General features: G+C 71.5%; 26 protein-coding genes and 4 tRNA genes. 21 read left to right on the forward strand and 9 right to left on the reverse strand.

Annotation, left to right across the window (positions count from 1 at the left end; all coding sequences use genetic code 11):
* Positions 1-4: 4 nt before the first annotated feature.
* Positions 5-493: a YajQ family cyclic di-GMP-binding protein gene (locus BJ959_RS09165; protein WP_153982240.1), complete on the reverse strand. Its 489-nt coding sequence runs from the start codon at positions 491-493 to the stop codon at positions 5-7.
* A 62-nt stretch (positions 494-555) separates the two neighbouring features.
* On the opposite strand from BJ959_RS09165, the gene BJ959_RS09170 reads away from it, so the two are divergent.
* The 4 genes from BJ959_RS09170 to BJ959_RS13030 all read left to right on the forward strand — a co-directional run bounded on the left by BJ959_RS09170 (position 556) and on the right by BJ959_RS13030 (position 3673).
* On the forward strand, positions 556-1344 hold the full coding sequence (locus BJ959_RS09170; RefSeq protein ID WP_153982239.1) for a lytic transglycosylase domain-containing protein: 789 nt from the start codon (positions 556-558) through the stop codon (positions 1342-1344).
* An 84-nt stretch (positions 1345-1428) separates the two neighbouring features.
* Positions 1429-1513: transfer RNA gene (locus BJ959_RS09175), tRNA-Tyr, on the forward strand.
* Positions 1513-2376 carry an inositol monophosphatase family protein gene (locus BJ959_RS09180; RefSeq protein WP_153982238.1) on the forward strand — a complete coding sequence of 288 codons (864 nt, stop codon included), beginning with the start codon at positions 1513-1515 and terminating at the stop codon, positions 2374-2376. The genes BJ959_RS09175 and BJ959_RS09180 overlap by 1 nt, the downstream gene beginning before the upstream one ends.
* Before the next feature lie 151 nt (positions 2377-2527).
* Entirely contained in the window at positions 2528-3673 is a 1146-nt protein-coding gene (locus BJ959_RS13030) for a peptidoglycan DD-metalloendopeptidase family protein (RefSeq protein ID WP_153982237.1), read from the forward strand.
* Positions 3674-3753: 80 nt separating this feature from the next.
* On the opposite strand, the gene BJ959_RS09190 is transcribed toward BJ959_RS13030, so the two are convergent.
* Positions 3754-5463 (reverse strand): glycoside hydrolase family 13 protein, encoded by a 1710-nt coding sequence (locus BJ959_RS09190; RefSeq protein ID WP_153982236.1) that lies wholly within the window; start codon positions 5461-5463, stop codon positions 3754-3756.
* Positions 5464-5611: 148 nt separating this feature from the next.
* Here BJ959_RS09190 and BJ959_RS09195 point away from each other — a divergent pair.
* Together BJ959_RS09195 and BJ959_RS09200 are read left to right on the forward strand one after the other, a co-directional pair.
* Positions 5612-5683 (forward strand) — tRNA-Thr (locus BJ959_RS09195).
* A gap of 31 nt (positions 5684-5714) precedes the next feature.
* A tRNA-Met gene (locus tag BJ959_RS09200) sits at positions 5715-5788 on the forward strand.
* A gap of 16 nt (positions 5789-5804) precedes the next feature.
* On the opposite strand, the gene BJ959_RS09205 is transcribed toward BJ959_RS09200, so the two are convergent.
* Positions 5805-6401 carry a hypothetical protein gene (locus BJ959_RS09205; protein WP_153982235.1) on the reverse strand — a complete coding sequence of 199 codons (597 nt, stop codon included), beginning with the start codon at positions 6399-6401 and terminating at the stop codon, positions 5805-5807.
* 401 nt (positions 6402-6802) lie between these two features.
* On the opposite strand from BJ959_RS09205, the gene BJ959_RS09210 reads away from it, so the two are divergent.
* The 4 genes from BJ959_RS09210 to BJ959_RS09225 all read left to right on the forward strand — a co-directional run bounded on the left by BJ959_RS09210 (position 6803) and on the right by BJ959_RS09225 (position 9848).
* Positions 6803-7774 carry an aminoglycoside phosphotransferase/kinase family protein gene (locus BJ959_RS09210; protein WP_153982234.1) on the forward strand — a complete coding sequence of 324 codons (972 nt, stop codon included), beginning with the start codon at positions 6803-6805 and terminating at the stop codon, positions 7772-7774.
* Positions 7775-7864: 90 nt separating this feature from the next.
* Complete coding sequence (locus BJ959_RS09215; RefSeq protein ID WP_153982233.1) at positions 7865-8314, forward strand: FAS1-like dehydratase domain-containing protein; 450 nt, start codon at positions 7865-7867, stop codon at positions 8312-8314.
* Positions 8315-8319: 5 nt separating this feature from the next.
* On the forward strand, positions 8320-8727 hold the full coding sequence (locus BJ959_RS09220) for a MaoC/PaaZ C-terminal domain-containing protein (protein ID WP_153982276.1): 408 nt from the start codon (positions 8320-8322) through the stop codon (positions 8725-8727).
* A gap of 17 nt (positions 8728-8744) precedes the next feature.
* Positions 8745-9848 carry a UDP-N-acetylmuramate dehydrogenase gene (locus tag BJ959_RS09225; RefSeq protein WP_153982232.1) on the forward strand — a complete coding sequence of 368 codons (1104 nt, stop codon included), beginning with the start codon at positions 8745-8747 and terminating at the stop codon, positions 9846-9848.
* A 33-nt stretch (positions 9849-9881) separates the two neighbouring features.
* On the opposite strand, the gene BJ959_RS09230 is transcribed toward BJ959_RS09225, so the two are convergent.
* The 4 genes from BJ959_RS09230 to BJ959_RS09245 are packed head-to-tail and all read right to left on the reverse strand — an operon-like array spanning position 9882 to position 13455.
* On the reverse strand, positions 9882-10517 hold the full coding sequence (locus BJ959_RS09230) for a response regulator (RefSeq protein ID WP_341799934.1): 636 nt from the start codon (positions 10515-10517) through the stop codon (positions 9882-9884).
* A complete protein-coding gene (locus BJ959_RS09235) occupies positions 10514-11698 on the reverse strand; it encodes a sensor histidine kinase (RefSeq protein ID WP_153982231.1) in 1185 nt (394 codons plus the stop codon). Before BJ959_RS09235 ends, BJ959_RS09230 begins: the two co-directional genes overlap by 4 nt.
* 9 nt (positions 11699-11707) lie before the next feature.
* Positions 11708-12559 carry an ABC transporter permease gene (locus BJ959_RS09240; RefSeq protein ID WP_183321961.1) on the reverse strand — a complete coding sequence of 284 codons (852 nt, stop codon included), beginning with the start codon at positions 12557-12559 and terminating at the stop codon, positions 11708-11710.
* On the reverse strand, positions 12556-13455 hold the full coding sequence (locus tag BJ959_RS09245) for an ABC transporter ATP-binding protein (RefSeq protein WP_153982229.1): 900 nt from the start codon (positions 13453-13455) through the stop codon (positions 12556-12558). The genes BJ959_RS09240 and BJ959_RS09245 overlap by 4 nt, the downstream gene beginning before the upstream one ends.
* Before the next feature lie 163 nt (positions 13456-13618).
* Between BJ959_RS09245 and BJ959_RS09250 the strand changes: the two genes are divergently transcribed.
* Positions 13619-13954 (forward strand): histone-like nucleoid-structuring protein Lsr2, encoded by a 336-nt coding sequence (locus BJ959_RS09250; protein ID WP_153982228.1) that lies wholly within the window; start codon positions 13619-13621, stop codon positions 13952-13954.
* Between the two features lie 56 nt (positions 13955-14010).
* Here the strand turns inward: BJ959_RS09250 and BJ959_RS09255 are convergent, their stop codons facing one another.
* Complete coding sequence (locus tag BJ959_RS09255) at positions 14011-14682, reverse strand: LysE/ArgO family amino acid transporter (RefSeq protein WP_153982227.1); 672 nt, start codon at positions 14680-14682, stop codon at positions 14011-14013.
* A 69-nt stretch (positions 14683-14751) separates the two neighbouring features.
* On the opposite strand from BJ959_RS09255, the gene BJ959_RS09260 reads away from it, so the two are divergent.
* On the forward strand, positions 14752-15639 hold the full coding sequence (locus BJ959_RS09260) for a LysR family transcriptional regulator ArgP (protein WP_153982226.1): 888 nt from the start codon (positions 14752-14754) through the stop codon (positions 15637-15639).
* A gap of 3 nt (positions 15640-15642) precedes the next feature.
* Here the strand turns inward: BJ959_RS09260 and BJ959_RS09265 are convergent, their stop codons facing one another.
* Complete coding sequence (locus BJ959_RS09265) at positions 15643-16875, reverse strand: pyridoxal phosphate-dependent aminotransferase (protein WP_153982225.1); 1233 nt, start codon at positions 16873-16875, stop codon at positions 15643-15645.
* A 155-nt stretch (positions 16876-17030) separates the two neighbouring features.
* Between BJ959_RS09265 and BJ959_RS09270 the strand changes: the two genes are divergently transcribed.
* The 9 genes from BJ959_RS09270 (at position 17031) to BJ959_RS09310 (ending at position 23786) form a co-directional block, all read left to right on the forward strand.
* Positions 17031-17103: transfer RNA gene (locus BJ959_RS09270), tRNA-Trp, on the forward strand.
* A 138-nt stretch (positions 17104-17241) separates the two neighbouring features.
* Entirely contained in the window at positions 17242-17526 is a 285-nt protein-coding gene (gene secE / locus BJ959_RS09275) for a preprotein translocase subunit SecE (RefSeq protein WP_341799932.1), read from the forward strand.
* A gap of 45 nt (positions 17527-17571) precedes the next feature.
* Positions 17572-18531 (forward strand): transcription termination/antitermination protein NusG, encoded by a 960-nt coding sequence (nusG, locus tag BJ959_RS09280; RefSeq protein ID WP_153982224.1) that lies wholly within the window; start codon positions 17572-17574, stop codon positions 18529-18531.
* A gap of 102 nt (positions 18532-18633) precedes the next feature.
* Entirely contained in the window at positions 18634-19065 is a 432-nt protein-coding gene (gene rplK, locus BJ959_RS09285; protein ID WP_153982273.1) for a 50S ribosomal protein L11, read from the forward strand.
* A 79-nt stretch (positions 19066-19144) separates the two neighbouring features.
* Positions 19145-19834, forward strand: coding sequence for a 50S ribosomal protein L1 (gene rplA, locus BJ959_RS09290; RefSeq protein WP_153982223.1), 690 nt, complete (start codon positions 19145-19147; stop codon positions 19832-19834).
* Positions 19835-19935: 101 nt separating this feature from the next.
* Complete coding sequence (locus BJ959_RS09295; protein ID WP_341799931.1) at positions 19936-20661, forward strand: Pr6Pr family membrane protein; 726 nt, start codon at positions 19936-19938, stop codon at positions 20659-20661.
* A gap of 95 nt (positions 20662-20756) precedes the next feature.
* Positions 20757-21503, forward strand: a complete 747-nt coding sequence (locus BJ959_RS09300; RefSeq protein ID WP_341799930.1) for a sugar phosphate isomerase/epimerase family protein — start codon at positions 20757-20759, stop codon at positions 21501-21503.
* A gap of 14 nt (positions 21504-21517) precedes the next feature.
* Positions 21518-22618 carry a Gfo/Idh/MocA family protein gene (locus BJ959_RS09305; protein WP_153982271.1) on the forward strand — a complete coding sequence of 367 codons (1101 nt, stop codon included), beginning with the start codon at positions 21518-21520 and terminating at the stop codon, positions 22616-22618.
* A 70-nt stretch (positions 22619-22688) separates the two neighbouring features.
* Positions 22689-23786: a Gfo/Idh/MocA family protein gene (locus BJ959_RS09310; RefSeq protein ID WP_153982222.1), complete on the forward strand. Its 1098-nt coding sequence runs from the start codon at positions 22689-22691 to the stop codon at positions 23784-23786.
* Positions 23787-23809: the final 23 nt, after the last annotated feature.

Here is a 23809-nt window from a genome sequence, read left to right on the forward strand (position 1 = left end):
GGCCTCAGCGGAAGTTCACGAACTGCAGCGCGATGTCCAGATCTTTGCCCTTCAGCAGCGCCATCGTGGCTTGCAGGTCGTCGCGGCTCTTCGAGGTGACTCGCAGCTCGTCGCCCTGGATCTGCGCCTTCACGCTCTTCGGGCCCTCGTCGCGGATGATCTTGGAGACCTTCTTCGCGTCATCGCTCGAGATGCCGTTCTTCAGCCCCACCTCGATGCGGAACTCCTTGCCGCTGGCATAGGGCTCGCCGGTGTCGAGGCTGCGCAGGCTGATGCCGCGCTTGATCATCTTCGACTCGAGCACCTCGAGCACGGCCTTCACGCGCTCCTCGGCGCTGGCCTTCAGCAGCAGCTTCTCGCCGCTCCACTCGATCGATGCGCCGACGCCCTTGAAGTCGTAGCGCTGCGCCACTTCCTTCTGCGCCTGGTTGACGGCGTTGTCCGCCTCCATCTTGTCGACCTTGCTGACGATGTCGAACGAGGAATCTGCCATGGCGCCCATGCTAGCGATGCGCGGTTCAGCGGAGGCAGAGGAGAGCGTGCTGGGCTGGACGCATGAGTCTCCGCCGCACGCACGTCGCGCTGATCGCCGCGGCCGTGCTCGCCGCCGCGGCCATCGTGGTCGGCGTCGGGCTCGCTCCGCGCCTGGCCGGCAGCGGGCCGGATGCTCCCGCGCAGCCCGCCGCCGACTTCGCTCCCCGGTGGGCGGCGCCGGCGCCGCTGCCCGCGGAGGACCCCGACCGCGACCGCCCCGGAACCTCCACCCGCCCCGACCCCGCGTGGGTGAGCGCGGTGGCCGGGGCCGCGGGAATCCCCGAGCGCGCCCTCGCCGCCTATGCCGGCGCCGCGCTCGCCAAGCACGCCGAGCGCCCCGACTGCGCCCTCGGCTGGAACACCCTCGCCGCGATCGGCTGGGTCGAGTCGCGCCACGGAAGCCACGGTGGATCATCCATCGCCGCCGACGGCACCGTCAGCCCGCCGATCGTGGGCGTCGCGCTCGACGGCGGCAGCACGGCGCTCATCGCCGACAGCGACGGCGGAACTCTCGACGGCGATGCCGAGTTCGACCGGGCGATCGGGCCGATGCAGTTCATCCCGCAGAGCTGGCGCAACTGGGCCGTCGACGCCAGCGCCGACGGCGTCGCCGACCCGCACAACATCGACGATGCCGCGCTCGCGGCCGCCAACTACCTGTGCCGCGCGACGCCGACTCTCGGGGATGAGCAGTCGTGGCGCACGGGCATCGCGGCCTACAACGGCGACCCCGCCTACCTGGATGCGGTCGCTACCGCCGCGGCGCAGTACTCCGCAGCGGCTGAGCGGACGGGCCGGAACGGGGACTGAGCGCCGTGGTCACAGGCACCCCGCCGCTCTTGTATTCTTGACGAGCGCGTCCGGTCGGTGAGCACACCGGTCGGGAGCGCTCCGGGCGAGTTACCCAAGCGGCCAAAGGGATCTGACTGTAAATCAGCCGGCGTAGCCTTCGGGGGTTCGAATCCCTCACTCGCCACCATGTCACCATCACCCCGCGCCACCGCCGAGTTGCTCTCGGTGGCGCGCGCGATCGCCCTCGAGGCCGGCCAGCTGGTCGTCGAGGCCCGTCGCGGTGCCGTCGAGGTCGCCGACCGCAAGTCGTCGCCGGTGGATGTCGTCACGCAAGTCGACCGCGATGCCGAGTCGCTGATCCGCGGGCGCCTCGCCGAGTTGCGCCCCGGCGACGGCTTCCTCGGCGAGGAGTCGGGGGGTGGAGGCGGCACGACCGGCCTCACCTGGGTGGTCGATCCGATCGACGGGACCGTCAACTTCCTGTACGGCATCCCGCACTACGCGGTGAGCATCGCGGTCGTCGAGGGCGAGGCCGACCCGCACACCTGGACGGCGCTCGCCGGCGTCGTCGTGAATCCCGCCACGGGCGAGCTGTTCTCCGCGACGGCCGGCGGCGGTGCCCAGCTCGGCGAACGTGCGATCGCGGTCGCCCCGCCCGTGCCGCTGGCCGAGGCCCTGATCGCCACCGGATTCGCCTACCGCTCCGAGACCCGGGCCGAGCAGGGGGCGGCCGTCGCCCGGCTCCTGCCGATGGTCCGGGATGTCCGCCGCATGGGCACGGCGTCGCTCGACCTGTGCGCCGTGGCGAGCGGTCGGGTGAACGCCTACTTCGAGCGCACGCTGAATCCGTGGGACCACGCGGCGGGGGCGCTGATCGCCGCGGAGGCAGGGGCACGGGTCACCGGCATTGGGGGCGGACGACCCGATCATCGCTTCCTCCTGGCCGCGCATCCCGATGTCGCGGAGGCCCTGGACGGCGTGCTGGACGCGGTCGGGGCGGTGCCCGGCGAGGCCGACGAGACTGCCGCCGCGAGCAAGGATCGCCCGTGAGTCTCGTTCGCGGACTTTCGTTCCGGGCCCGGGGCGGTTACCCTTTACCAATCCGTGATATTCGCGTCAGCGGTACCCCCTGCCCTCCCGAGGCTCCTCGGAGCCGGGCGAGGGTCGCCTCCTGACCACCTGGACGAGACTGACTGACACCGTGACCGAACAGACTTCCTGGCCGCCGGCCGGCTCCGAGCCGACGGCGACCCCCTCCGCAGAGGAGTGGTTCCGCGACCTCGCGAACCGTGCCTCCGGAGCCGAGGCCGAGGCGGCTCCCACGGCCGGAGCAGTGGTCGTGGCCCAGCCCGCCGGGCCAGTCCTTCCCGCTGCGGCCGCCGCTCCGTCCGGCACTCGTCGTGCTCACCGCGAGGCTGAGCGCGCCGACGCTGCCCGCAGCCGCCGCGCCCCTCGTCTCTCCGCCCGCCCCGAGGCGGATGCCCGCACCGCGCCGTCCGCCGCTCCGCACGGTCGCCGCCAGGCCGCGGGCCCTCGTTCCGCGGCGCCCCGCACGTCGGCGGCCTCCGCCGCCGCAGCCGCGCCCCGCGTCTCCGGAGCCTCCATGGGTCGCGCGATCGCGAGCAAGGGATTCCCGGCCCTGGTCATGGCCAGCGTCGCGATGCTCCTCGTCGGGACGACGGTTCCCGCCAACGCCCTGTTCGACCCGGAGTCGACCCCCGCCTCCCTCGCCTTCTCCTCGCTGCCGTCGACCGAGGCTGCGACGACCGCTGAGCAGCTCGACGTCGAGGCGCAGGCCATCGAGGGCGAGATGTCCGAGGATCTCGCCACCGCGGCCGCCTCACGCGACGAGTGGGGCGTCACCACCTACGCCGAGATGCTCCGACTCCGCTACGGCAGCACCAACTACGCGTACACGGCGTCCGGCAGCGGCGCCATCCGCTGGCCCTTCCCCTTCGCGGCGCCGATCACCTCCGCGTTCGGCGAGCGTGCAGCCCCCTGCTACGGGTGCTCCACCTATCACCGCGGCCTCGACATCGATGCCGGATACGGCGCCCCCGTCGGCGCGATCGCCGACGGCATCGTCATCGCCGTGGGCCGCAGCGTGGGCTACGGCTACCGCGTCGAGATCGAGCACGTCATCAACGGCCAGAAGGTCATGTCGAGGTACGCGCACATGATCGACAACAGCTCGGTTCTCGCCGTGGGCGACACGGTGGTCGCGGGCGAGATCGTCGGCGCCGTCGGCAACACGGGTCTGTCGACCGGCGCGCACCTTCACCTCGAGATCCACGTCGACGATGTGGCGATCGACCCCTTCGCCTGGCTGAAGGCCAACGCCGGCTGACCCTCCCGCACGCGGAAGCGCGGGCCGAGGTGAACCCCGACCCGCGCTGCGCATCCCCGACCATTCGGTCGAAGCGGTGATCAGTCGGCGGCGATCCAGACCGTGGTGTCGGTCGGCACCATGCCGCCCTCGAGCGGGTTGCTGGCCAGCAGCAGCGCGCCCTCCGGCAGCGCGACCGGCTCCGCGCCCAGGTTGGCGATGACGATGACCGAGCGGTTGCGCAGAGCCACGACGTCGTCGCCGTAGCCCGGCAGCCACTCGACCGCGCCGCTTCCCAGTTCGTGCTGAGCCCGCAGCGACAGCGCCGCGCGGTAGAGCTCGAGAGTCGAGGCGGGGTTGCCGCGCTGCACGTCGCGCGCGAACCGGGCGAAGGTCGCCGGCTGCGGGAGCCAGCTCTCCCCGGAGCCGCTGAATCCGAAGGCCGGGGCGGCGGTCTCCCACGGGATCGGCACGCGGCAGCCGTCGCGGCCGTAGACCTCTCCGTTGGTGCGGTGGAACGTCGGGTCCTCGCGCACGTGGTCGTCGAGCTCGATGACCTCGGGCAGACCGAGCTCCTCGCCCTGGTAGAGGTAGGCGCTGCCCGGCAGAGCGAGCATCAGGGACGAGGCGGCGCGGCCGCGCCTGAGGCCCAGCACCTCATCCGGCTTGTCCTCCGTGCGCGGGCCGATCCCGCTCGCGGGGGCGGCGCCGTAGGTGCTCAGGCCGTACCGGCTGGTGTGGCGCACGACGTCGTGGTTCGACAGCACCCAGGTGCTGGGGGCCCCGACGCTCTGGAACGCGGCGATCGACTCGTCGATCACCGACCGCAGGCGCGGAGCCTCCCAGGGCGTGCCCAGATAGCTGAAGTTGAACGCCTGGTGCATCTCGTCCGGGCGCACCCAGAGCGCGGCTTTGGCCAGCGGCTCGACCCAGGCCTCGGCGCACAGTACTCGGTCGCCCTCGTACTCGGCGAGCACGCGGTGCCAGTCGCGGTAGACGTCGTGCACCTCGGGCTGCGCCCAGTAGGGGACCTCGTCGGGCTTCATCATGCCCTCGGCGAGGCTCTCGCCCGCCCCGGCCTCCGCGATATCCGGCAGACCCTCCTTCTTCATGAGTCCGTGAGCGACGTCGACGCGGAACCCGTCCACGCCGCGGTCGAGCCAGAACCGGAGGATCTGCCGGAACTGCTCCCACACCCAGGGGTTCTTCCAGTTGAAGTCGGGCTGCGAGCTGTCGAAGATGTGGAGATACCACTGGCCGGGCGTCCCGTCGGCCTCGACCACGCGGGTCCACGCGTTGCCCCCGAAGATCGACTGCCAGTTGTTGGGCGGCAGTTCGCCGTGCTCGCCGCGACCCTCGCGGAACATGAACCGGTCGCGCTCCGGTGATCCGGGGCCAGCGGCCAGCGCCTCCTGGAACCACGGGTGGTCGCTCGAGCAGTGATTGGGCACGAGGTCGACGATGACTCGCAGTCCGAGTTCGTGCGCGCGGTCGCGCAGGGCGTCGAAGTCGCCCAGAGTTCCGAAGATCGGGTCGACGTCGCAGTAGTCGCTGACGTCGTAGCCGGCGTCGCGCTGCGGCGAGCGGAAGAACGGCGAGAGCCACACGGCATCGACGCCGAGCTCGCGCAGCGCGGGCAGGCGCTCGGTGATGCCGGCGAGATCGCCGATGCCGTCCCCGCTCGCATCGGCGAACGAGCGCGGGTAGATCTGGTAGATCACGGCCGATCGCCACCACTCCTGGCCCGGTGCGCTGGAGCGGCGGTGGTCGACGGCGGTGTGCAGGATCGAGGTGGTGGACTCGTTCGACATTCCGCCACCCTATGGCACCCCGGAGCGAAAAGTGGAATCGGTTCCATAGCGGGATCCCGGTGATTCTGGCGGGGAGACCGGTTCGGAGAGGCCTGCGTCAGGTGCTAATCTTCTCTGGTGCCTTTCGCCGGATGCGGCGAGCGGTCGCGCCCCGATAGCTCAGTGGCAGAGCACTTCCATGGTAAGGAAGGGGTCGTCAGTTCAATCCTGACTCGGGGCTCTGAACCTCCTCCTCGCGGGGAGTTCTGCCCGGCGGGGTAGCTCAGGTGGTTAGAGCACACGGCTCATAATCGTGGTGTCGCGGGTTCGAGTCCCGCCCTCGCTACCGTTTCAGGGAATGCTCAGTAGCCCGTTCGCTCGTCCATGAGCCGCTGCAGGTCGGCGAGCACGCCCGCGATCGATTCGCGGCGCTCCTCCTCGGTCTGCTCGATGACCGGTGCGCGGGGAATCAGCCGCGCCTGCATGAGCTCGCCGAGGGTCTCCTCGCGGGCCCGCATGGCGAGCTCGTGCAGGAAGTCCTCGTCGGCGCGTGCCGCCTCCAGCTTCTCGACGACTCCTCGCAGGGTGCGGCTGCGGGCGGCGAGCCGGTCGGCCTCCTCGCGCTTGCGGCGCACTTTCGCGCGGTCGCGCTTCGACGACGCCCGGCGCGTCTCGCGCGCCGTCGGTGCGGCGCGCACGCTCTCCTCCGACAGCCGCACCGCTCCCGCGCGCTGCTCGCTGATGAGGGTCTCGATGGCCTCCCGGGCGAGCGCGAGCGCCTCCTCCTCGTTCCAGTCGACGCCATCGCCCAGGATGCGCCGAATGACGCCGTTCTTCACCGCGAGCCGCAGCGCTGCCACGGCGACGAGGTACCCCTCATCGATCTGGTGGCGCAGGTCGCGCGGCAGCTCCGGCGGTCGCGTGCCGACCACGGGGGCAGAAGCGGGCCAGAAGCGCATGATCACTCTCGCGGCGGAGGGAAGGGGTGCCTCCAGGGTAGGCCTCGCGCCTGAGGGCGCGCCTGGCGCGACGCTGCGAGCCGCGGCGCGAGCATCCCCGCGGAATCGATCGCGACACGCCGAAAACACAACATCTAGGGGAATGACAGGCGTGTGATTCCCGTTATATAGTGAAGGCCCAGCCGCCACGGGCGGAGGATTCACCACCAGAGGAGGTCCGTCATGGACAACGACAACGAGACCGTTGGCGGCTACGCCGTGCCCGTCGACCCGATGGACCTGCTGCAGTGCGAGAGCTGCCAGTAGCCGCACGCTGACGACATCATCCGAGACCCCGGTCCGCCACTGACGGCGCACCGGGGTCTCGCTTAAGCACAGGGTCTCGCAGGGAGGAGCGCGCGATGAGCATCGAGGCGGTGAGCGGCGCCATGGGCCCGGATGCCTCGGTCGCCCTGGGCGCCGTCACCGATGCGCGCCCCCGACTCGCCAGCGATGCCGAGGTTCTCGACCGTGTGCACCGCACGCTCGGCCCCGTCGACGTCGTCGCCGAGCACACCGGCGCGCACCGTCTCTCGCGCGTGCTGCACGTCGTGACCCGCGGCGGCGAGCAGGCGGTCGTCAAATGGCATCGGGATGCGGGCCCGCACCGCCGCGAATCCGAAGCCCTGGCGCAGTACGCCGCGGCGCTCGGCGGGGACGCCCCGCGCATCGTGATCACCGAGCCTTCGCTGCGCATGGTGACGCTCTCGCGGCTGCTCGGAGAGCCCGCGGCCGGCACGCCGCACGAGCGCGACCCCGACGTCCACATGCGCCTCGGCGAGCTTGTGCGGCGCCTGCATGACGCCGAGCCGCCGCGCCGTCACGGTCGCTTCGGCCCCATGATCGCCGCCGAGTTCGAGCGTTGGAGCCGCGCCGCGGACGAGCTGTGGGGTGACGGCCTCGACGGCCTCGACGAGCGGGCCGAGCGCCTCGCCGCCGAGCGCCACCTGCTGCGCCAGCACGTCGCTGCCGCCCTCGACATCGGCGAGCTCGACCATGTTCCGGCGCACCGACAGCTGACCGCCCGGCACTGGATCATCGACCCGGGCGGGCACGTGCGCCTCATCGACTTCTCGCACCTCGAGTTCGAGCCGCGCATCGTCGACCTGCTCTGGCTCGAGTTCGGTCCGTGGCGCGACGAGCCCTGGCTGCGCGCCGCCTTCCTGCACGGCTACGGCCGCACCCCGACCGAGCGCGACGACCTCGCCCTGCGGGCGGTCGCGGCGACGCGCGCGCTCGAGCTGATGGTGCGCGGCGAGAGCCGGGGGCACGCGGCCGAGCGCGCCCTCGGGCGGTCGATGGTCGACCGCCTGCTCGGCACCACCCTGTTCTGATCACCACCCTGCTCTGATCACCACCCTGCTCTGATCACCACCCTGCTCTGATCACCACCCTGCTCTGAGGCGCCCGCCTAGACTGGGCGGGTGCCCGTGAACCCCGATCTCGTCGAGCGCGCCTTCCCCTCGGCGGCCCCCTACCTCGTCGGTCGCGAGAAGGTGCGCGAGTTCGCGCGCGCCGTGTTCGCCACCGCTCCCCTGCACCACGACCCGGAGGCGGCCCGCGCCGCCGGCTTCGCCGACGTCGTGGCGCCCCCGACCTTTCCGATCGTCATCGCCGAGGCGACCCTTCAGCGGCTGCTGGCCGAGCCCGACGCGGGCATCGACTTCAGCCGCGTCGTGCACGGCGACCAGCGGTTCACCTACTCGCGCCCGATCGTCGCCGGCGACGAGCTCACCGCCACGCTTCGCGTGACGAGCATCAAGACGCTGGGCGGCAACAGCATGGTGACGAGCGAGTCGAGCATGGTCGACGCGCGCGGCGAGCACGTCGTCACGAGCGTGTCGACGCTCGTGATCCGGGGGGAGGACGCGTGAGCATCCTGAACGGTCTCGAGGTCGGCCAGGTCGTCGCCGAGCGCGCCTTCCCGATCAGCCGCGACAGCCTCGTGCGCTACGCGGGCGCGAGCGGCGACTTCAACGCGATCCACTACCGCGACGACGTGGCGGCCGCCGTCGGCCTGCCCGGCGTGCTGGCGCACGGCATGCTCACCATGGGCCTCGCCGTGCAGCCGGTCGTCGACTGGCTCGGGTCGGCGGGCTGGGTCAGCGACTACCAGGTGCGATTCACCCGGCCGGTCGTCGTCGACCCCCAGCACGGCGCGACCGTCACCGTGACGGCCACGGTCGGCGCGCTCGACGACGCGGGTGCGCGCATCGACCTCACCGCCGTGTGCGACGACCAGACGGTGCTCGGCAAGGCGCACGTGCGCGTCACGCCCCTGGCCTGAATACGGATGCTGCTCTGATGCGTCTCGCCGACCTCACGACGCTCGGCGTCGGTGGACCGGCCGAGCGTCTCGTCACCGCGACCACCGCCGACGAGCTGGTCGAGGCCGTGCTCGCGGCGGAGGCCGATGGCGAGCCCTGGCTCGTGCTCGGCGGTGGCTCGAACGTGCTCGTCGCCGACGCGGGGTTCGACGGAACCGTCGTGCGCGTTGCGACCCGTGGCATCGAGCGGCTTCCGGATGCGGTCGGCTCGCCGCGACCGGTGCGTCTGCGCGTGCAGGCGGGCGAGCCCTGGGATTCGGTCGTGGCGCACACCGTCGAGCAGGGCTGGGCCGGCATGGAGGCGCTCAGCGGCATCCCCGGCTCGACCGGCGCCGCTCCCATCCAGAACATCGGCGCCTACGGGCAGGAGGTCGCCGAGAGCCTCGTCGCCGTCGAGGTGCTCGACCTCGACACGGGCGAGCGCCGCAGCATCCCGGCGCCGGCTCTCGAGCTCGGCTACCGCACCAGTGTGATCAAGCAGGGCTGGCGGGCAGTCGTGCTGAGCGTCGACCTCGCCCTCGAGCACGACCCGGCGGGCCTCAGTCGCCCGGTCGCCTACGCGCAGCTCGCTGAGGCGCTCGGGGTCGCCGTGGGAGACCGCGCCCCGCTCGCCGGCGTGCGCGCCGCCACCCTCCGCCTGCGCGCGAGCAAGGGCATGGTGCTCGATGCTGACGACCCGCAGTCGCGCAGCGCCGGCTCGTTCTTCACCAACCCGATCGTCCGCGAGAGCTTCGCCCGCACCCTGCCCGCCGACGCTCCACGCTGGCCGCAGCAGCCGGAGCTGAGCCCCGTCGCCGTGCCGCTCGGCGAGGAGCCGGCGGCTCCACCGCCGGTGACCGAGGGCACCGTGAAGCTCAGCGCCGCCTGGCTGATCGAGCATGCCGGCATCGCGCGCGGCTTCGCCCTGCCGGGCTCGGGCGCATCCGTGTCGTCGAAGCACACCCTCGCCCTCACGAACGCCAGCGGGCGCGCGACGGCTGCCGAGGTCGCCGAGCTCGCTCGGTACATCCAAACCCGCGTGCTCAGCGCGTACGGCGTGCTGCTGCACCCCGAGCCGGTGCTCGTCGGGCTGAGCCTGTAGGCCGCACCCCGCGGCGCCTCCGGGCGGGCCCTGCTAGAGCAGACCGCGCTCCATCGCCAGGGTGACCGCCCGCGTGCGGTCGTTCACTCCGAGCTTCTCGAAGGCCCGCAGCAGGTGGGTCTTCACGGTCGCCTCACCGACGAACAGGCGCTCGCCGATCGCGCGGTTCGAGAGGCCCTCGGCGACGAGCCGCAGCACCTCGGTCTCGCGCGGGGTGAGGGAGGACGGGGTGGGAGCGCGCATCCGTGACACCAGCTGCGTCGCGATCGCGGGCGACAGCGCCACCTCGCCTGCCGCGACCGACCGCACGCCGGCGATGAGTTCTTCGGCCGGCGCCGCCTTGAGCAGGTAGCCGCTCGCCCCCGCCTCGATGGCGGCGAGGATGCTCGCGTCGGACTCGTACGTGGTCAGCACGAGCACACGTACCGCGGTGTCGTGCTCGCGGATGCGGGCCGTGGCCGCGTCGCCGGTCAGTCCCGGCATCCGCACGTCCATGACCACCACGTCGGGACGCAGGGTGAGAGCTCGCTCGACCGCCTGCTCGCCGTCGGAGGCCTCGCCGATCACGGTGATGTCGGGTTCGCTGGCGAGAAGCGCGACGATGCCCGCGCGCACGACGGCATGGTCGTCGGCGACGAGCACGCGAATCCCGTTCTGCGCGCCGCTCACCGCGGGGCCTCCATCGTCGACGCCCCGGTGGGGTTCGGGATGCTCGCCGGCAGCTCGGCCACAATGACCGTCCCGGCCCCGGGCGCGCTCGTCGCCCGGAGCGTGCCGCCGACGAGTGCGAGGCGTTCGTTCATGCCGCTCAGGCCAAACCCGGCGGGAGCGCTGTCGGGGTCGAACCCGATGCCGTCATCGCTCACGGTGAGCCGAATGCGACGCTCCGGGCCGCCCTCCGCGATGCCGACATCCAGCACGACTTGGCGAGCTCGGGCGTGCTTGCGGGCGTTGCTCAGGGCCTCCTGTGCGCACCGCAGCACGACCACTTCGGCGTCGCGCGAGAGGGCCACGCCCTCGTCGATCGCGAGCGAGACGGCGACGCCGGTCTCACGTTCGAAGCGCTCGGCCAGCCGCTGCAGGGCGCCATCGAGCCCGAGCCCGTCGGTGTCGAGCGCGGCACCCGCGGCTACCAGGGCCCGGGTCTCGCCGAGCGCGGCGCGGGCGCCCTCTTCGATCATCGCGAGGGTGCCGTCGGGTGCGGCGGCCTCGCGGCGGGCGCGTTGGGCGAGCATGACGAGGCCGGTGAGGTCTTGCGCGATCGTGTCGTGCAGCTCACGGGCTAGGCGCTCGCCCTCGGCCGCGGCCCCGGCCTCCCGGTTGAGGGCCGCGATCTGCTCTTGGGCGCCCTGCAGCTCGACCAGCAGCCGGCCGCGCTCCTCGCCCAGCTCGGTCATCCGGCTGATCCAGAACCCCATAGCCAGGCTGAACCCCAGGGCCAGCGACTGCGTGAACACGATCTGCCGGAGGTCGTCGGGCTCGGTGCCGATGCTCGCTGCGAACCCGACGCCGACCGCGAGCGCGACGGCGAGGTTGGCGAGCAGGGCATCGCGAAGCCTACTGCTGAACACCCAGGCGATCGGGTACGCGATCGCCTGCAGGATGGCGAGGGAGGCGAAGCCCGCGGTGGCCGTGCCCGCGGCGAGGGCCACTCCGAGAATCACAGCGACGGAGGTCTCGCCCGCCATGACCCGCCGATCACCCCACAGTGCCCAACTGGCGATGAGCATCCCGATGCCGGTCAGGGCCAGCGCGAGGCGCCAGGGGGTCTGCAGCGACAGCACGGCGAGCGCGCCAGCGAGGGCCGCCATGCCGAGCACGGCGACCCACCACCAACGGCGCGCGGTCATGCGCACCGCTCAGCTGTCCTTCCGAATCCAGCGGAAGGTGAGGCTCGTCAAGATCAGCCCCGCGACGAGCCAGATGGCGAGCGCGAGCGCGATGCCCGGGTGGTCCCACGACTCGTTCTGCTCGAGCACCACGAGCTCATCGGGAAGGAAGACGCTGCGCATGCCCTGGGCCATCCACTTGAGCGGGAAGACGGCGGCCACGTTCTGCAGCCACTCGGGCAGGTCGCTGAACCGCAGGTAGACGCCCGAGATGAACTGCAGCACGAGCGTGATCGGGATGACGACCGCGGTCGCGCTCTTGCCGGAGCGCGGCACCGCGCTCAGGGCGATGCCGAGGATCGCCGAGCACAGCACGCCGAGCGTGAACACCCAGGCGAACACCCACCAATTGGCGGGGTCCTCGGGCAACGGCACCTGGAACACCGTGAAGCCGAGCAGCAGGAGCACGGCCGCCTGCAGCAGACCGGTCACGAACGACTGCCCGAGCTTGCCGATGAAGTAGCTCATGACCGGCAGCGGCGAGCCGGCCAGGCGCTTGAGCGTGCCGTCGCTCTTCTCGACGGCGATGTCGATCGCCAGGTTCTGCAGGCCGCTCAGCAGCACGCCGGCGGCGAGCATGGCGGGCAGGAAGAACCAGGCCGCGGTGATCTCGTCGCCGTCGGCGGTCTGCCCGAAGCTCGCCTCGCTGAACGAGACCGAGAAGATCGTCAGCATCACGACGGGGAAGAGGAAGGTGAAGAACACCGTGTCGCCCTGGCGGAAGTAGGCGCGCACCTCGTAGCCGATGCGGAGTCCGCCGAGGCGGACCGCCCGGGCGAGCGGGCTCTCGCGGCGCCGCGTCGCCGTGGTGGTTGTGCTCATCGTGCCGCCTCCGTCTCGTTCAGGGCCTCCGAGCTCAGGTCGCTCGCGTGCTCGCGGCCGACGAGGTCGAGGTAGACGTCCTCCAGGCTCGGGCGGATCACCTCGAGGCCCTCGGGCTCGCCGCCGAGGCGGGCGACGAGCTCGGTGACGACGGCGGCCGGGGCGTGCGTGCGCCGCTCGTGCACCGTGCCGTTCTCGCGCCAGCGCACGAACGGCACGCGGGCATCCGCGCCCCCGATCTCGTCGATCGGCGCGAGGTCGACCATGCGGCCGCCCGCGATGATGCCGGCCCGGTCGCCGAGCTGGGCGGCCTCGTCGAGGTAGTGGGTGGTCAGCAGGATGCTCGTGCCCTCGCTCTGCAGCGTGCGGATCAGCTGCCAGAAGCTCCGGCGCGCCTCGGGGTCGAAGCCCGTCGTCGGCTCGTCGAGGAACAGCAGCTCGGGCCGACCGACGATGCCGACCGCGACGTCGACGCGGCGACGCTGCCCACCCGAGAGCTTGCGGATCAGGGCGCCCGCCTTGCTCTCGAGCCCGACGGCGGCGATCACCTCGTCGACGTCGCGCGGGTTCGGGTACAGCGCCGCGAAGTGGCGCAGCTGCTCGGCGACGGTGACGTTGCCGCTCTCGCCGCTCGACTGCAGCACGATGCCGAGGCGGGCCTTCCAGTCGAGCCCGCCCTTCTGCGGGTCGACGCCGAGCACGCTCACGGCACCGCTCGTGCGGTCGCGGTACCCCTCGAGGATCTCGATGGTGGTCGACTTGCCGGCCCCGTTCGGGCCGAGCAGGGCGAAGGTCTCGCCGCGGTGGATGTCGAAGCTCACGCCGTCGACGGCGGTCAGGTCGCCGTAGGCCTTGCGCAGGTCGCGCACCTCGACGACGTTCTCAGGTGACGTCATGGCTCCAGCATCCCGCGCCGGCGCGGTCGGCGGTACCTCCGCCCGGCGGATTCGCGGGTCCACCGATCGGTGGACGGCAGGAATGCGCAATTCCCATTGCGTTTAGTGCGTGACATTTCCGATAAACTCACTGCGGTTTACACGAATACCGAGGGGAATTCTCATGAAGCGCATTACCACCGAGCTGGTCGACGACCTCGACGGCACCGTCATCGGCCCCGGCGAGGGCGGCACGGTCACCTTCGCGCTCGATGGCGCGAGCTACGAGATCGACCTCGGGCGGCCCAACCAGCAGGCGCTGCGGGATGCCCTCGCACCGTTCATCGCGCGCGCCCGGTCGACCGGCCGTCGTGCGGGCGCCGCGCCGCGCAAGCGCGCCGCCGCCAGCGGTGACACCGCCGCGGTGCGCGAGTGGGCGCAGAAGAACGGCTACACGGTCGGCGACCGCGGCCGCATCCCGGCCGAGGTGCGCGAGGCGTACGCCGCCGCGCAGCGCTAGAGCAGAACGGATAGCTGACCGCGCCTAGCGCGGCGCTGCGCTGATAGCTGGCCGCGCTAGCGCGGCCAGACCAGCGACACGGCGATCGCGACCATCACGACTGCGATGCCCGCGTCGAGCCAGCGCCACGCCCGCGGGGTCGATAGCCAGCGTCCGAGGTAGCGCGCGCCGAAGCCGAGCGCCGTGAACCACAGCACGCTCCCCAGCATCGCGCCCGCGCCGAACAGCCAGCGCTGGTCCTCCCACGTGCTCGCGATCGACCCGAGCAGGAACACCGTGTCGAGGTACACGTGCGGGTTCAGCCAGGTCAGGGCGAGCGCCGTCAGCAGCACCCCGCGCAGACGGGCGGGTGCCGCGACGATGGTCGCCGGGCGTCCGTCGCCCGGTCCGGCGGGCGCTGCGCTGTCCGCCGACTGCGGCAGGGCGCTGTCGATGGTGAGTGCGCCAGGGGGGCGCCAGGCGCGGCGTGCGGCGAGCATCCCGTACCCGACGAGGAAGGCCGCGCCCGCCCAGCGCACGACGTCGATCAGCCACGGAACGACCTCGAGAACGGCACCCAGACCGGCGATCCCCGCGGCGATGAGCACCGCGTCGGAGACGGCGCAGATGATGACGACCGCCAGCACGTGCTCGCGTCGGATGCCCTGCCGCAGCACGAACACGTTCTGCGCGCCGATCGCGATGATCAGCGACAGGCCGAGGCCGAGCCCGGCGAGAAGAGCGGTCATGCCATGACCCTACGGTCGCTTCAGCAGTCACTCCAGTTAATGATTCTTGATGACCATTAGCCTCAGTTCATGGAACTCTCGATCGAACTCGCCCGCACGGTGCTCGCCGTCGTCGATCTCGGAACCTTCGACGCAGCCGCCCGGCGACTGCGCGTGACGCCATCTGCCGTGAGCCAGAGGGTTCGGGCGCTCGAGCACCAGCTGGGTCAGGTGCTCCTCGTGCGCGAGAAGCCCGTGCGACCGACCCCTGCCGGCCGCACGATCGTGCGGCTCGCTCGACAGCTCGCGCTTCTCGAGCAGGAGGCACGGGCGGAGCTCGGTGCCGGCGACACGGGGGTCGCGATCGTCACGGTCGCGGTCAATGCCGACTCTCTGGCCACCTGGTTGATGCCGGCCCTCGGCCCTCTCTTCCGCACCGACGACCTCGTCGTGCAGGTGCATCGCGATGATCAGAACCGCACCGCAGAGCTGCTCGAGTCGGGGGACGCCATGGCGGCGGTGACCGCACGGGCCGCGGCGGTCGCGGGCTGCGTCGTGAGGGCGCTGGGGTCGATGCGCTACCGTGCGGTCGCCACCCCCGCCTACGTCGCGCGGCACGGCGGCGGGCCGGGGATCGATTGGCTGCGCGATGCTCCGCTCGTGCAGTTCGACCGGCACGACGATCTCCAGCACCGTTACCTCCGAGCCTGCGGAGTCGACCCTGACGAGCCGCCGCGGCACGTGATCCCCTCCTCGACGGAGTTCGCCGCCGCGGTGCACCTCGGCGCGGGGTGGGGGATGCTGCCCGATGCCCAGTGCGATGCGGCGCTCAGCGACGGCCGCCTCGTGCTCATCGGTGGGGACCCGATCGAGGTCGAGCTGTACTGGCAGCAGTGGAGCCTGCGGTCGTCGTCGCTCGACCGCGTTGCCGACGCCGTTGAGACGGGAGCACGGGCCGCGCTGCGGCCCGCCGCCTGAGACCTACCGCGTGCCGAACAGGGCCTGCACGCGCTGGATGCCCTCGAGGAGGTCGGCGTCGCCGAGCGCGTAGCTGAAGCGCAGGTAGCCGCTCGGCCCGAAGGCCTCGCCGGGCACCGCCGCGACCTCGGCGTGCTCGAGGATCAGGTCGGCGAGCTCGAGCGAGGAAGTGGGCGTCGAGCCCTTCCACTCGCGACCGAGCAGCCCGGCCACATCGACGTAGACGTAGAAGGCGCCGGTCGGCGTGGGCGTGATCATGCCCGGAATCCGGTTGAGCTCGGCGACGGCGACCTTCCGGCGGCGGTCGAAGGCCTCGCGCATGGTCGCCACTGCATCCTGCGGGCCGGTGAGGGCGGCGATCGCGGCGCGCTGCGAGATGTTGGCGACGTTGCTCGACAGGTGCGACTGCAGGTTGGAGGCGGCTGCGATGACGTCGGTCGGGCCGACCATCCAGCCCACGCGCCAGCCGGTCATCGCGTAGGTCTTGGCCACGCCGTTCACGAGGATGGTCTGCTCGGCGAGCTCCGGCACGGCCTCGACGATCGACACGGCGCGCGCCCCGTCGTAGGTCAGCGCCTGGTAGATCTCGTCGCTGATCACCCAGATGCCGTGCTGCAGGGCCCACTCGCCGATGGCCTTCGTCTGCTCGGGGCTGTACACCGAGCCGGTCGGGTTCGAGGGGCTCACGAACAGCATCGCCTTCGTGCGCGGGGTGCGGGCGGCCTCGAGCTGCTCGACGGTCACCAGGTAGTCCTGGTCGGCACCCGCGAACACGTCGACGGGTACGCCGCCAGCCAGGCGGATGACCTCGGGATAGGTGGTCCAGTACGGCGAGGGCAGCAGCACCTCGTCGCCCTCGTCGACGATCGTGGCGACCGCCTGGAAGACGGCCTGCTTGCCGCCGTTGGTGATGATCACCTGGCTGGCCGGCACCGTGAGCCCGCTGTCGCGCGCGGTCTTCTCGGCGACCGCCTCGCGCAGCTCCGGCAGACCGGCCGCCGGGGTGTAGCGGTGGTTCTTCGGGTCGCGCGCGGCCGCGACCGCCGCCTCCACGATGTGCTCGGGGGTCGGGAAGTCGGGCTCGCCGGCTGCGTAGCTGATCACGGGGCGTCCCGCGGCTTTCAGCGCCTTGGCGCGGGCGTCGACCTTGAGGGTCGCGGATTCGGCGATGGCGGCGATGCGGCGGGCGATGCGGGCGGAGTCGGCGGTCACGCCTGCGATTCTAGGGGCGGGCATCTGGTGGCGGTCATCGGATGCTCGCCCGGAGCCGCCCGTCCGCCCTCACGGAAGCGCCCTCGGGTTGGAGCAGCCCGCCGCGTCGCCTACACTGGGTCGAGGTAGTTGATCTCTGCCATGCTTTCGCGTGCCTGCAGATCAGCCATCCACCGCAGAGGGCGGTGGCTCAATTGGTAGAGCAGCGGTCTCCAAAACCGCAGGTTGCAGGTTCGAGTCCTGTCCGCCCTGCAGAGTCGTCGGCCCGGGAGGCTCCTCAGGGAGCCTCCCGGGAACGGCGGTGACATGCGCCGCAGCGCTCCCGGAGGGCGCGGCGCGAAGCACAGCAGCACCCGAGAAGACGACCGCGAGTCGTGAGGAGAGCATCACGTGAGCAATGTGATCGACGAGCCCGGCGAGGACATCGTCGCGAACGCGAAGAAGGACCGCGCCGAGAAGCGCGGCCCCTTCGGACGCATCGCCCTGTTCCTGCGCCAGGTGATCAGCGAGCTCAGCAAGGTGGTCACTCCCACCCGCCGCGAGCTCGTCACCTACACCCTCGTCGTGCTCGTGTTCGTGATCATCATGATGGCGATCGTCTCGGGCCTGGACATCGTGTTCCTGTGGCTCGTGCGGTTCATCTTCGGTGACGGAACGACGGCGGTGGGGCTGTAGCCCCGCCCCCCCGCACCCGCACCGTACTGAAGGAGAGAGACCACTGTGACCGAGAAGCTCCCCAGCGACCTCGACTACTCGACCGCCGCTGAGCAGTCGTCGGAGGAGGACGAGGCTCAGGAGGGCAACACCCTCGACGCCGACCTGCACGCGGCCGACGCCGCCGAGCACCGCGCCATGCACGTCGTCGACGAGAGCGACGAGCCCGACCTCGACGGCCTGCTCGACGCGCTCGAGGCCGCCGCCGACCCGGAGGCCGACGCCATCGTCGACGACGCGCTCGACATCGACTCGGCCGACGAGGCCGAGGCGGCCGCCGAGGCCACGCACGACGAGGCGGGCGACGAGGCGGCGACGGATGCGGATGCCGAGGTCGACCCGGCTGAGGTCGATCCCTACGAGGAGTTCAAGCTCGAGCTGCGCATGAAGCCGGGCAAGTGGTACGTCGTGCACTCCTACGCGGGCTTCGAGAAGCGCGTGAAGCAGAACATCGAGAACCGCAAGATCTCGATGAACATGGAGGACTTCATCTACGAGGTGCAGGTTCCCATGGAGGACGTCGTGGAGATCAAGAACGGTCAGCGCAAGCTCGTCACCCGCGTGCGGATCCCCAGCTACGTGCTCGTGCGCATGGACCTCAACGAGGACAGCTGGTCGGTCGTGCGCCACACGCCCGGCGTGACCGGCTTCGTCGGCAACGCCCACAACCCGACCCCGCTGCGCTTCGACGAGGCCTTCCAGATGCTGAAGTCGACCGTGCAGATCGCCGAGGCTCCGGCCAAGGCGGGCGGGGCGAAGGGCGGCGGTGTCGCGGCGCGCGTCATCCCGGCCGAGATCGACTTCGAGGTCGGCGAGACGATCACCATCAAGGAGGGCTCGTTCGCGGGCCTCCCCGGCACGATCAGCGAGATCAAGCCCGAGAGCGGCAAGCTCACCGTGCTCGTCTCGCTGTTCGAGCGCGAGACCCCGGTCGAGCTCAGCTTCGACCAGGTCACCAAGCTCTAGCCCCCACGAACCCCCTCACCCCAGTTCACCGCGGCGCGCAGAGGGCGCGCAGGCGGGAGCGCAGCATCCACCCGGGTGCTGCTCGACAGAAAGAAGAAGAACATGGCACCGAAGAAGAAGGTCACGGGTCTGATCAAGCTGCAGATCCAGGCCGGCGCCGCCAACCCCGCCCCGCCCATCGGCCCGGCGCTCGGTCAGCACGGCGTCAACATCATGGAGTTCTGCAAGGCGTACAACGCGGCGACCGAGTCGCAGCGCGGCAACGTCATCCCGGTCGAGATCACCGTGTACGAGGACCGCTCGTTCACGTTCATCCTCAAGACCCCGCCGGCCGCTGAGCTCATCAAGAAGGCCGCGGGCGTGCAGAAGGGCTCGTCGACCCCCCACACCGTGAAGGTGGCCAAGCTCACCAAGGAGCAGGTGCGTCAGATCGCTGAGCAGAAGCAGGTCGACCTGAACGCCAACGACATCGAGGCGGCGGAGAAGATCATCGCCGGCACCGCTCGCAGCATGGGCATCACCGTCGAGCAGTAGCTCGACCCCTTCCACTTTCACCTCAGCGGGAGAGCCAGCCAGGCTCGTCAACCGCGAACTCACGTACAGGAGACACAACATGGCACAGAAGTCCAAGGCCTACCGGGCCGCGGCCGAGAAGATCGAGCCGGGCAAGCTCTACGCTCCGCTCGAGGCGGTCGCCGTCGCGCGCGAGACCGGCTCGAAGAACACCAACTCGACCGTCGAGGTCGCCCTGAAGCTCGGCGTCGACCCCCGCAAGGCCGACCAGATGGTGCGCGGCACCGTCAACCTGCCGCACGGCACCGGCAAGACCGCGCGCGTCATCGTGTTCGCGACCGGCCCCGCGGCCGAGGCCGCGATCGCGGCCGGCGCCGACGAGGTCGGCGGCGTGGAGCTCATCGAGAAGGTCGCCGGCGGCTACACCGCCTTCGACTCGGCCGTCTCGACCCCCGAGCTCATGGGCCAGGTCGGCCGCCTCGGCAAGGTGCTCGGTCCCCGCGGCCTCATGCCGAACCCGAAGACCGGCACCGTTACCCCCGACGTCGCGAAGGCCGTCACCGACATCAAGGGCGGCAAGATCGAGTTCCGCGTCGACAAGCACGCGAACGTGCACTTCGTCATCGGCAAGACCACGTTCTCCGAGGAGCAGCTGCACGAGAACCTGAAGGCCGCGCTCGACGAGGTCATGCGCCTCAAGCCGTCGAGCTCGAAGGGCAAGTACCTGCAGAAGGGCTCGCTCTCGACGACCTTCGGCCCGGGCATCCCGCTCGACGTCAACTCGATCTAGCACCGCAGTTCGTGAATGGCCCCGCTCCGGCGGGGCCATTCACGTTTCCGGCGCGGCCACGTAGCATGAGCGAGCATCCGTCAGCGCACGAAGGGCCGCCCGTGACCGCTCTTTTCCTCGTCCTCCGTCTCGGCGCGATCCTGGCGATCGGCGCCGCCGTCGTCGGCCAGATCGTCACGTCGATCGCGTTCTGGACGGCTCAGGGACTCACCGACATCCCCTTCCGGCTCGTGAACTTCTTCAGTTTCTTCACGATCGAGTCGAACGTCGCCTCGGTGGTCGTGCTGACGATGGCCGTGGGGCTGACCCTCCTGCGGCGCGACCCGCGCTGGATCTCGATGCTGCGCGCGGTGGTGACCACCTACATGGCGACGACGGGGATCGTGTACAACCTGCTGCTGCGCGGAATCGAGCTGCCGCAGGGCTCGACCCTCGACTGGTCGAACGAGATCCTGCATGTCTGGGGACCGCTCTACCTCGTGGTCGACTGGCTGTTCGCCCCCGGGCGGCATCGCCTCGGTTGGAAGCACATCGGCACGATCGGCGCGTTCCCCATCGTGTGGGCCACCTACACGCTCATCCGCGGCCCGCTCACCTACGACGTCGTCACCGACGGCCCCTGGTACCCGTACCCCTTCCTGAACCCCGTGACCTCGGCGAACGGCTACCTCTCGGTCGCCTTCTACGTCATCCTCATCGCCGCGGTGATCGGGCTGGTGGGGGCTGGCGTCATCCGCATCTCGCGGCTGCGGCGCGGCCCGGGCGCGCGGCATGCGGCCGGGGATGCGGAGCTCGAGCCCGCCGCGCCTGACGCCGCGCATCCTTAGGTCATACCTTTGTTGGTAGCGGTGCTCGACCGCCCGTAGAGTGGTCGGGACCGCGGCGGAGCCGCGGCATCCCGAGCCCTCGAGAGGAACCCCGCGTGACCCGTCCCCCCGCCTCGGTGCAGCTCTACACGGTGCGCGACGCGCTCGCCGCCGACCCGGCCGGCACCCTGCAGCGCCTCGCCGACCTCGGTCTGCGGTCGGTCGAGCCCTACGGGCTCGTCGAGTTCGTCGACCGGCTCGAGCCCGCGATCGCGGCCGCCGGGCTCACGGCACCGACCGCGCACGCGACGGTTCTCGGCGCCGACCTCGATGCGCTGCTCGCCGCCGCGCAGCGTACCGGCACGGAGACAGTGATCGATCCGTTCATCCCGGAAGAGCTGTGGTCGACGCGCGAGCAGGTCGCCGCGATCGCCGCCCGCCTGACCGAGGCCGCTGAGCGCGCCGCCGACCACGGCGTGCGCATCGGCTACCACAACCACTGGTGGGAGCTTGAGCAGCGCATCGACGGCGCCCCCGCGCTCGAGGTCTTCGCCGATCACCTCGGCGACGGCGTCGTGCTCGAGGTCGACACGTACTGGAGCGCCGTCGGGGGTGTCGACCCCGTCGGGCTGCTCGAGCGGCTCGGCGAGCGGGTCGTGGCCCTGCACATCAAGGACGGCCCGGTGACGCGCGAGACCGAGCGCCAGCAGCCGGCGGGCTCGGGCGAGCTGCCGATCGCGGCGATCCTCGCCGCGGCACCGCACGCGCGGCCCGTCATCGAGTTCGACGCGTACGCCGGCGACCTGTTCGACGGCATCGCCGAGAGCATCCGGTTCGTGCGCACCCTCGGGGTCGCGCTGTGAGCGGCAGCGGCCCGATGAACGTCGGCGTCATCGGAGCCGGCGTCATCAGCCAGCAGTACCTCGAGAACCTCACGCGCGCCGCCGACGTGCGCGTCGTGATGGTCGCCGACCTCGACACCGACCGGGCCGCCGCGCGCGCCGCCGAGTACGGCGTGCCCGCGAGCGGGAGCGTCGCCGAACTGCTCGCGCGCGACGACATCGAGATCGTCGTCAACCTCACGATCCCGGCCGCGCACGTGCCCGTCGCGCTCGACGCGCTCGCCGCGGGCAAGCACGTCTGGAGCGAGAAGCCTTTCGCGCTCGACCTCGCAAGCGGGCAGGCCCTACTCGACGAGGCCCACCGGGCCGGGCTGCGCGTGGCGTGCGCGCCCGACACCGTGCTCGGCGCGGGCATCCAGACCGGGCGCCGCCTCATCGAGGCGGGTGCCATCGGCGAGCCGCTCACCGCGCTCACCCTGTTCCAGGTCTCGGGGCCCGAGACGTGGCACCCCAGCCCCGAGTTCCTCTACGCGCGCGGCGGCGGGCCGCTATTCGACATGGGGCCGTACTACCTGTCGACCCTCGTGCAGCTGCTCGGGCCGGCGGCGCGGGTCGTGGCGCGCGGGTCGCAGGCGCGCGCATCCCGCGTGATCGGATCGGGGCCGCGCGCCGGCACGGCCTTCCCGGTCGAGGTGCCCACCCACGTCGCCGCGCTCATCGACTTCGAGAGCGGCACGACCGCGCAGTCGACGTTCTCGTTCCAGTCGAGCCGACCCCGCGTCGGCGTGGTCGAGATCGCCGGCACTGAGGGCACGCTCAGCCTGCCCGACCCGAACACGTTCGACGGCGAGGTGCGCATCTGGCGCGACGGAATGGTCGAGGAGGCGGAGGCCGAGGTCGTGCCCGCGACCGGCTCGACCTTCTCGCGCGGCGCCGGTGTCGTCGAGCTTGCCCGGGCCATCCGCGCCGGGCGGCCCGAGCGCGCCTCCGGCGAGTTCGCCTTCCACGTTCTCGACCTCATGGTGTCGATCCAGGGCTCTGCCGAGTCCGACGGCGCCGCGGTCGAGATCGCCAGCACCGTCACCGTTCCGCCGGCGCTGCCGGAGGACTGGGACCCGACCGCCGCCACCCTCTGACCCGACCGCACCCGGCCGACCGCACCCGCCCGACCGCACCCGCCCGACCGCACCCGCTCAGGAGGACCGCATGACCGCTGCCCCCACCAGCACCGCCCCGCTCGGCATCGCCCTCATCGGCGGCGGATTCATGGCCGACGTGCACAGCCGTGCCGCGCGCGCTGCGGGAGCCCGGGTCATCGGCCTGACGAGCTCGACGCCCGAGCGATCGCGGCAGGCCGCCGAGCGCATCGGCGCCGAGACAGCCTACGAGAACGTGGATGCTCTGCTCGCCGACGACCGCGTCGACGTGGTGCACGTGGTGACCCCCAATGACACGCACCACGCGCTCACCGTGCGGGTGCTCGACGCGGGCAAGCACGTCGTGACCGAGAAGCCCCTCGCCACCACGGTCGGCGAGGCGATCGACCTGCAGGCGCGGGCGAAGGGGGCCGGGACGGTCGCGACCGTCCCGTTCGTCTACCGGTTCCACCCCATGGTGCGCGAGGCGCGCGCGCGCGTCGCGTCCGGGCAGGTCGGGCCGCTGTTCAGCGTGCAGGGCGCCTACCTGCAGGACTGGCTGCTCGGGTCCGCTGACGACAACTGGCGCGTCTCGACCGAGGCGGGCGGAGCCTCGCGGGCCTTCGCGGACATCGGTTCGCACCTGTGCGACCTGCTCGAGTTCGTGACGGCCGACCGTCTGGTGCGGCTGCAGGCGGTGACCCGCACGGTGCACCCCGAGCGGGCATCCACGGGGCGCGTCGCGACGGAGGATCTCGCCGGCGTGCTCGCCGAGACCGCGTCCGGGGCCGTTGTCAGCCTGCTCGTGTCGCAGGTCGCGCCGGGGCGCAAGAACGGTCTCGTGCTCGAGGTGCACGGCGCGAGCGAGTCGCTGCGGTTCGAGCAGGAGCGCCCCGAGGAGCTCTGGATCGGCCGCCGCACGGCCAGCGAACGCCATCTGCGCAACACCGACGAGTTGCACCCCGACGCCGCCCGGTTGTCGGTGCTGCCGCCCGGCCACCCGCTCGGTTACCAGGATGCCTTCACGGCGTTCGCCGCCGACACCTACGCCGCCGTGCGCGGGGCGACCCCCGAGGGCCTGCCCGTCTTCGCCGACGGCGTCCGTGCCACCCGCATCACGGATGCGGTGCTCGCCTCCGCCCGCACCGGCGAGTGGATCGCCCTCTAGCCTCGAACCACCGGACGCCCAGA

It is taken from the genome of Microcella frigidaquae (assembly GCF_014200395.1).
In the GTDB taxonomy this organism is placed as follows: Bacteria; Actinomycetota; Actinomycetes; order Actinomycetales; family Microbacteriaceae; genus Microcella; species Microcella frigidaquae.

Coding starts and splice junctions, on each gene's coding strand:
- BJ959_RS09165 (WP_153982240.1), bottom strand. CDS start 493: ATGGCAGATTCCTCGTTCGACATCGTCAGCAAGGTCGACAAGATGGAG.
- BJ959_RS09170 (WP_153982239.1), top strand. CDS start 556: ATGAGTCTCCGCCGCACGCACGTCGCGCTGATCGCCGCGGCCGTGCTC.
- BJ959_RS09180 (WP_153982238.1), top strand. CDS start 1,513: ATGTCACCATCACCCCGCGCCACCGCCGAGTTGCTCTCGGTGGCGCGC.
- BJ959_RS09190 (WP_153982236.1), bottom strand. CDS start 5,463: ATGTCGAACGAGTCCACCACCTCGATCCTGCACACCGCCGTCGACCAC.
- BJ959_RS09205 (WP_153982235.1), bottom strand. CDS start 6,401: ATGCGCTTCTGGCCCGCTTCTGCCCCCGTGGTCGGCACGCGACCGCCG.
- BJ959_RS09210 (WP_153982234.1), top strand. CDS start 6,803: ATGAGCATCGAGGCGGTGAGCGGCGCCATGGGCCCGGATGCCTCGGTC.
- BJ959_RS09225 (WP_153982232.1), top strand. CDS start 8,745: ATGCGTCTCGCCGACCTCACGACGCTCGGCGTCGGTGGACCGGCCGAG.
- BJ959_RS09235 (WP_153982231.1), bottom strand. CDS start 11,698: ATGACCGCGCGCCGTTGGTGGTGGGTCGCCGTGCTCGGCATGGCGGCC.
- BJ959_RS09240 (WP_183321961.1), bottom strand. CDS start 12,559: ATGAGCACAACCACCACGGCGACGCGGCGCCGCGAGAGCCCGCTCGCC.
- BJ959_RS09245 (WP_153982229.1), bottom strand. CDS start 13,455: ATGACGTCACCTGAGAACGTCGTCGAGGTGCGCGACCTGCGCAAGGCC.
- BJ959_RS09250 (WP_153982228.1), top strand. CDS start 13,619: ATGAAGCGCATTACCACCGAGCTGGTCGACGACCTCGACGGCACCGTC.
- BJ959_RS09255 (WP_153982227.1), bottom strand. CDS start 14,682: ATGACCGCTCTTCTCGCCGGGCTCGGCCTCGGCCTGTCGCTGATCATC.
- BJ959_RS09260 (WP_153982226.1), top strand. CDS start 14,752: ATGGAACTCTCGATCGAACTCGCCCGCACGGTGCTCGCCGTCGTCGAT.
- BJ959_RS09265 (WP_153982225.1), bottom strand. CDS start 16,875: ATGCCCGCCCCTAGAATCGCAGGCGTGACCGCCGACTCCGCCCGCATC.
- rplK (WP_153982273.1), top strand. CDS start 18,634: ATGGCACCGAAGAAGAAGGTCACGGGTCTGATCAAGCTGCAGATCCAG.
- rplA (WP_153982223.1), top strand. CDS start 19,145: ATGGCACAGAAGTCCAAGGCCTACCGGGCCGCGGCCGAGAAGATCGAG.
- BJ959_RS09305 (WP_153982271.1), top strand. CDS start 21,518: ATGAACGTCGGCGTCATCGGAGCCGGCGTCATCAGCCAGCAGTACCTC.
- BJ959_RS09310 (WP_153982222.1), top strand. CDS start 22,689: ATGACCGCTGCCCCCACCAGCACCGCCCCGCTCGGCATCGCCCTCATC.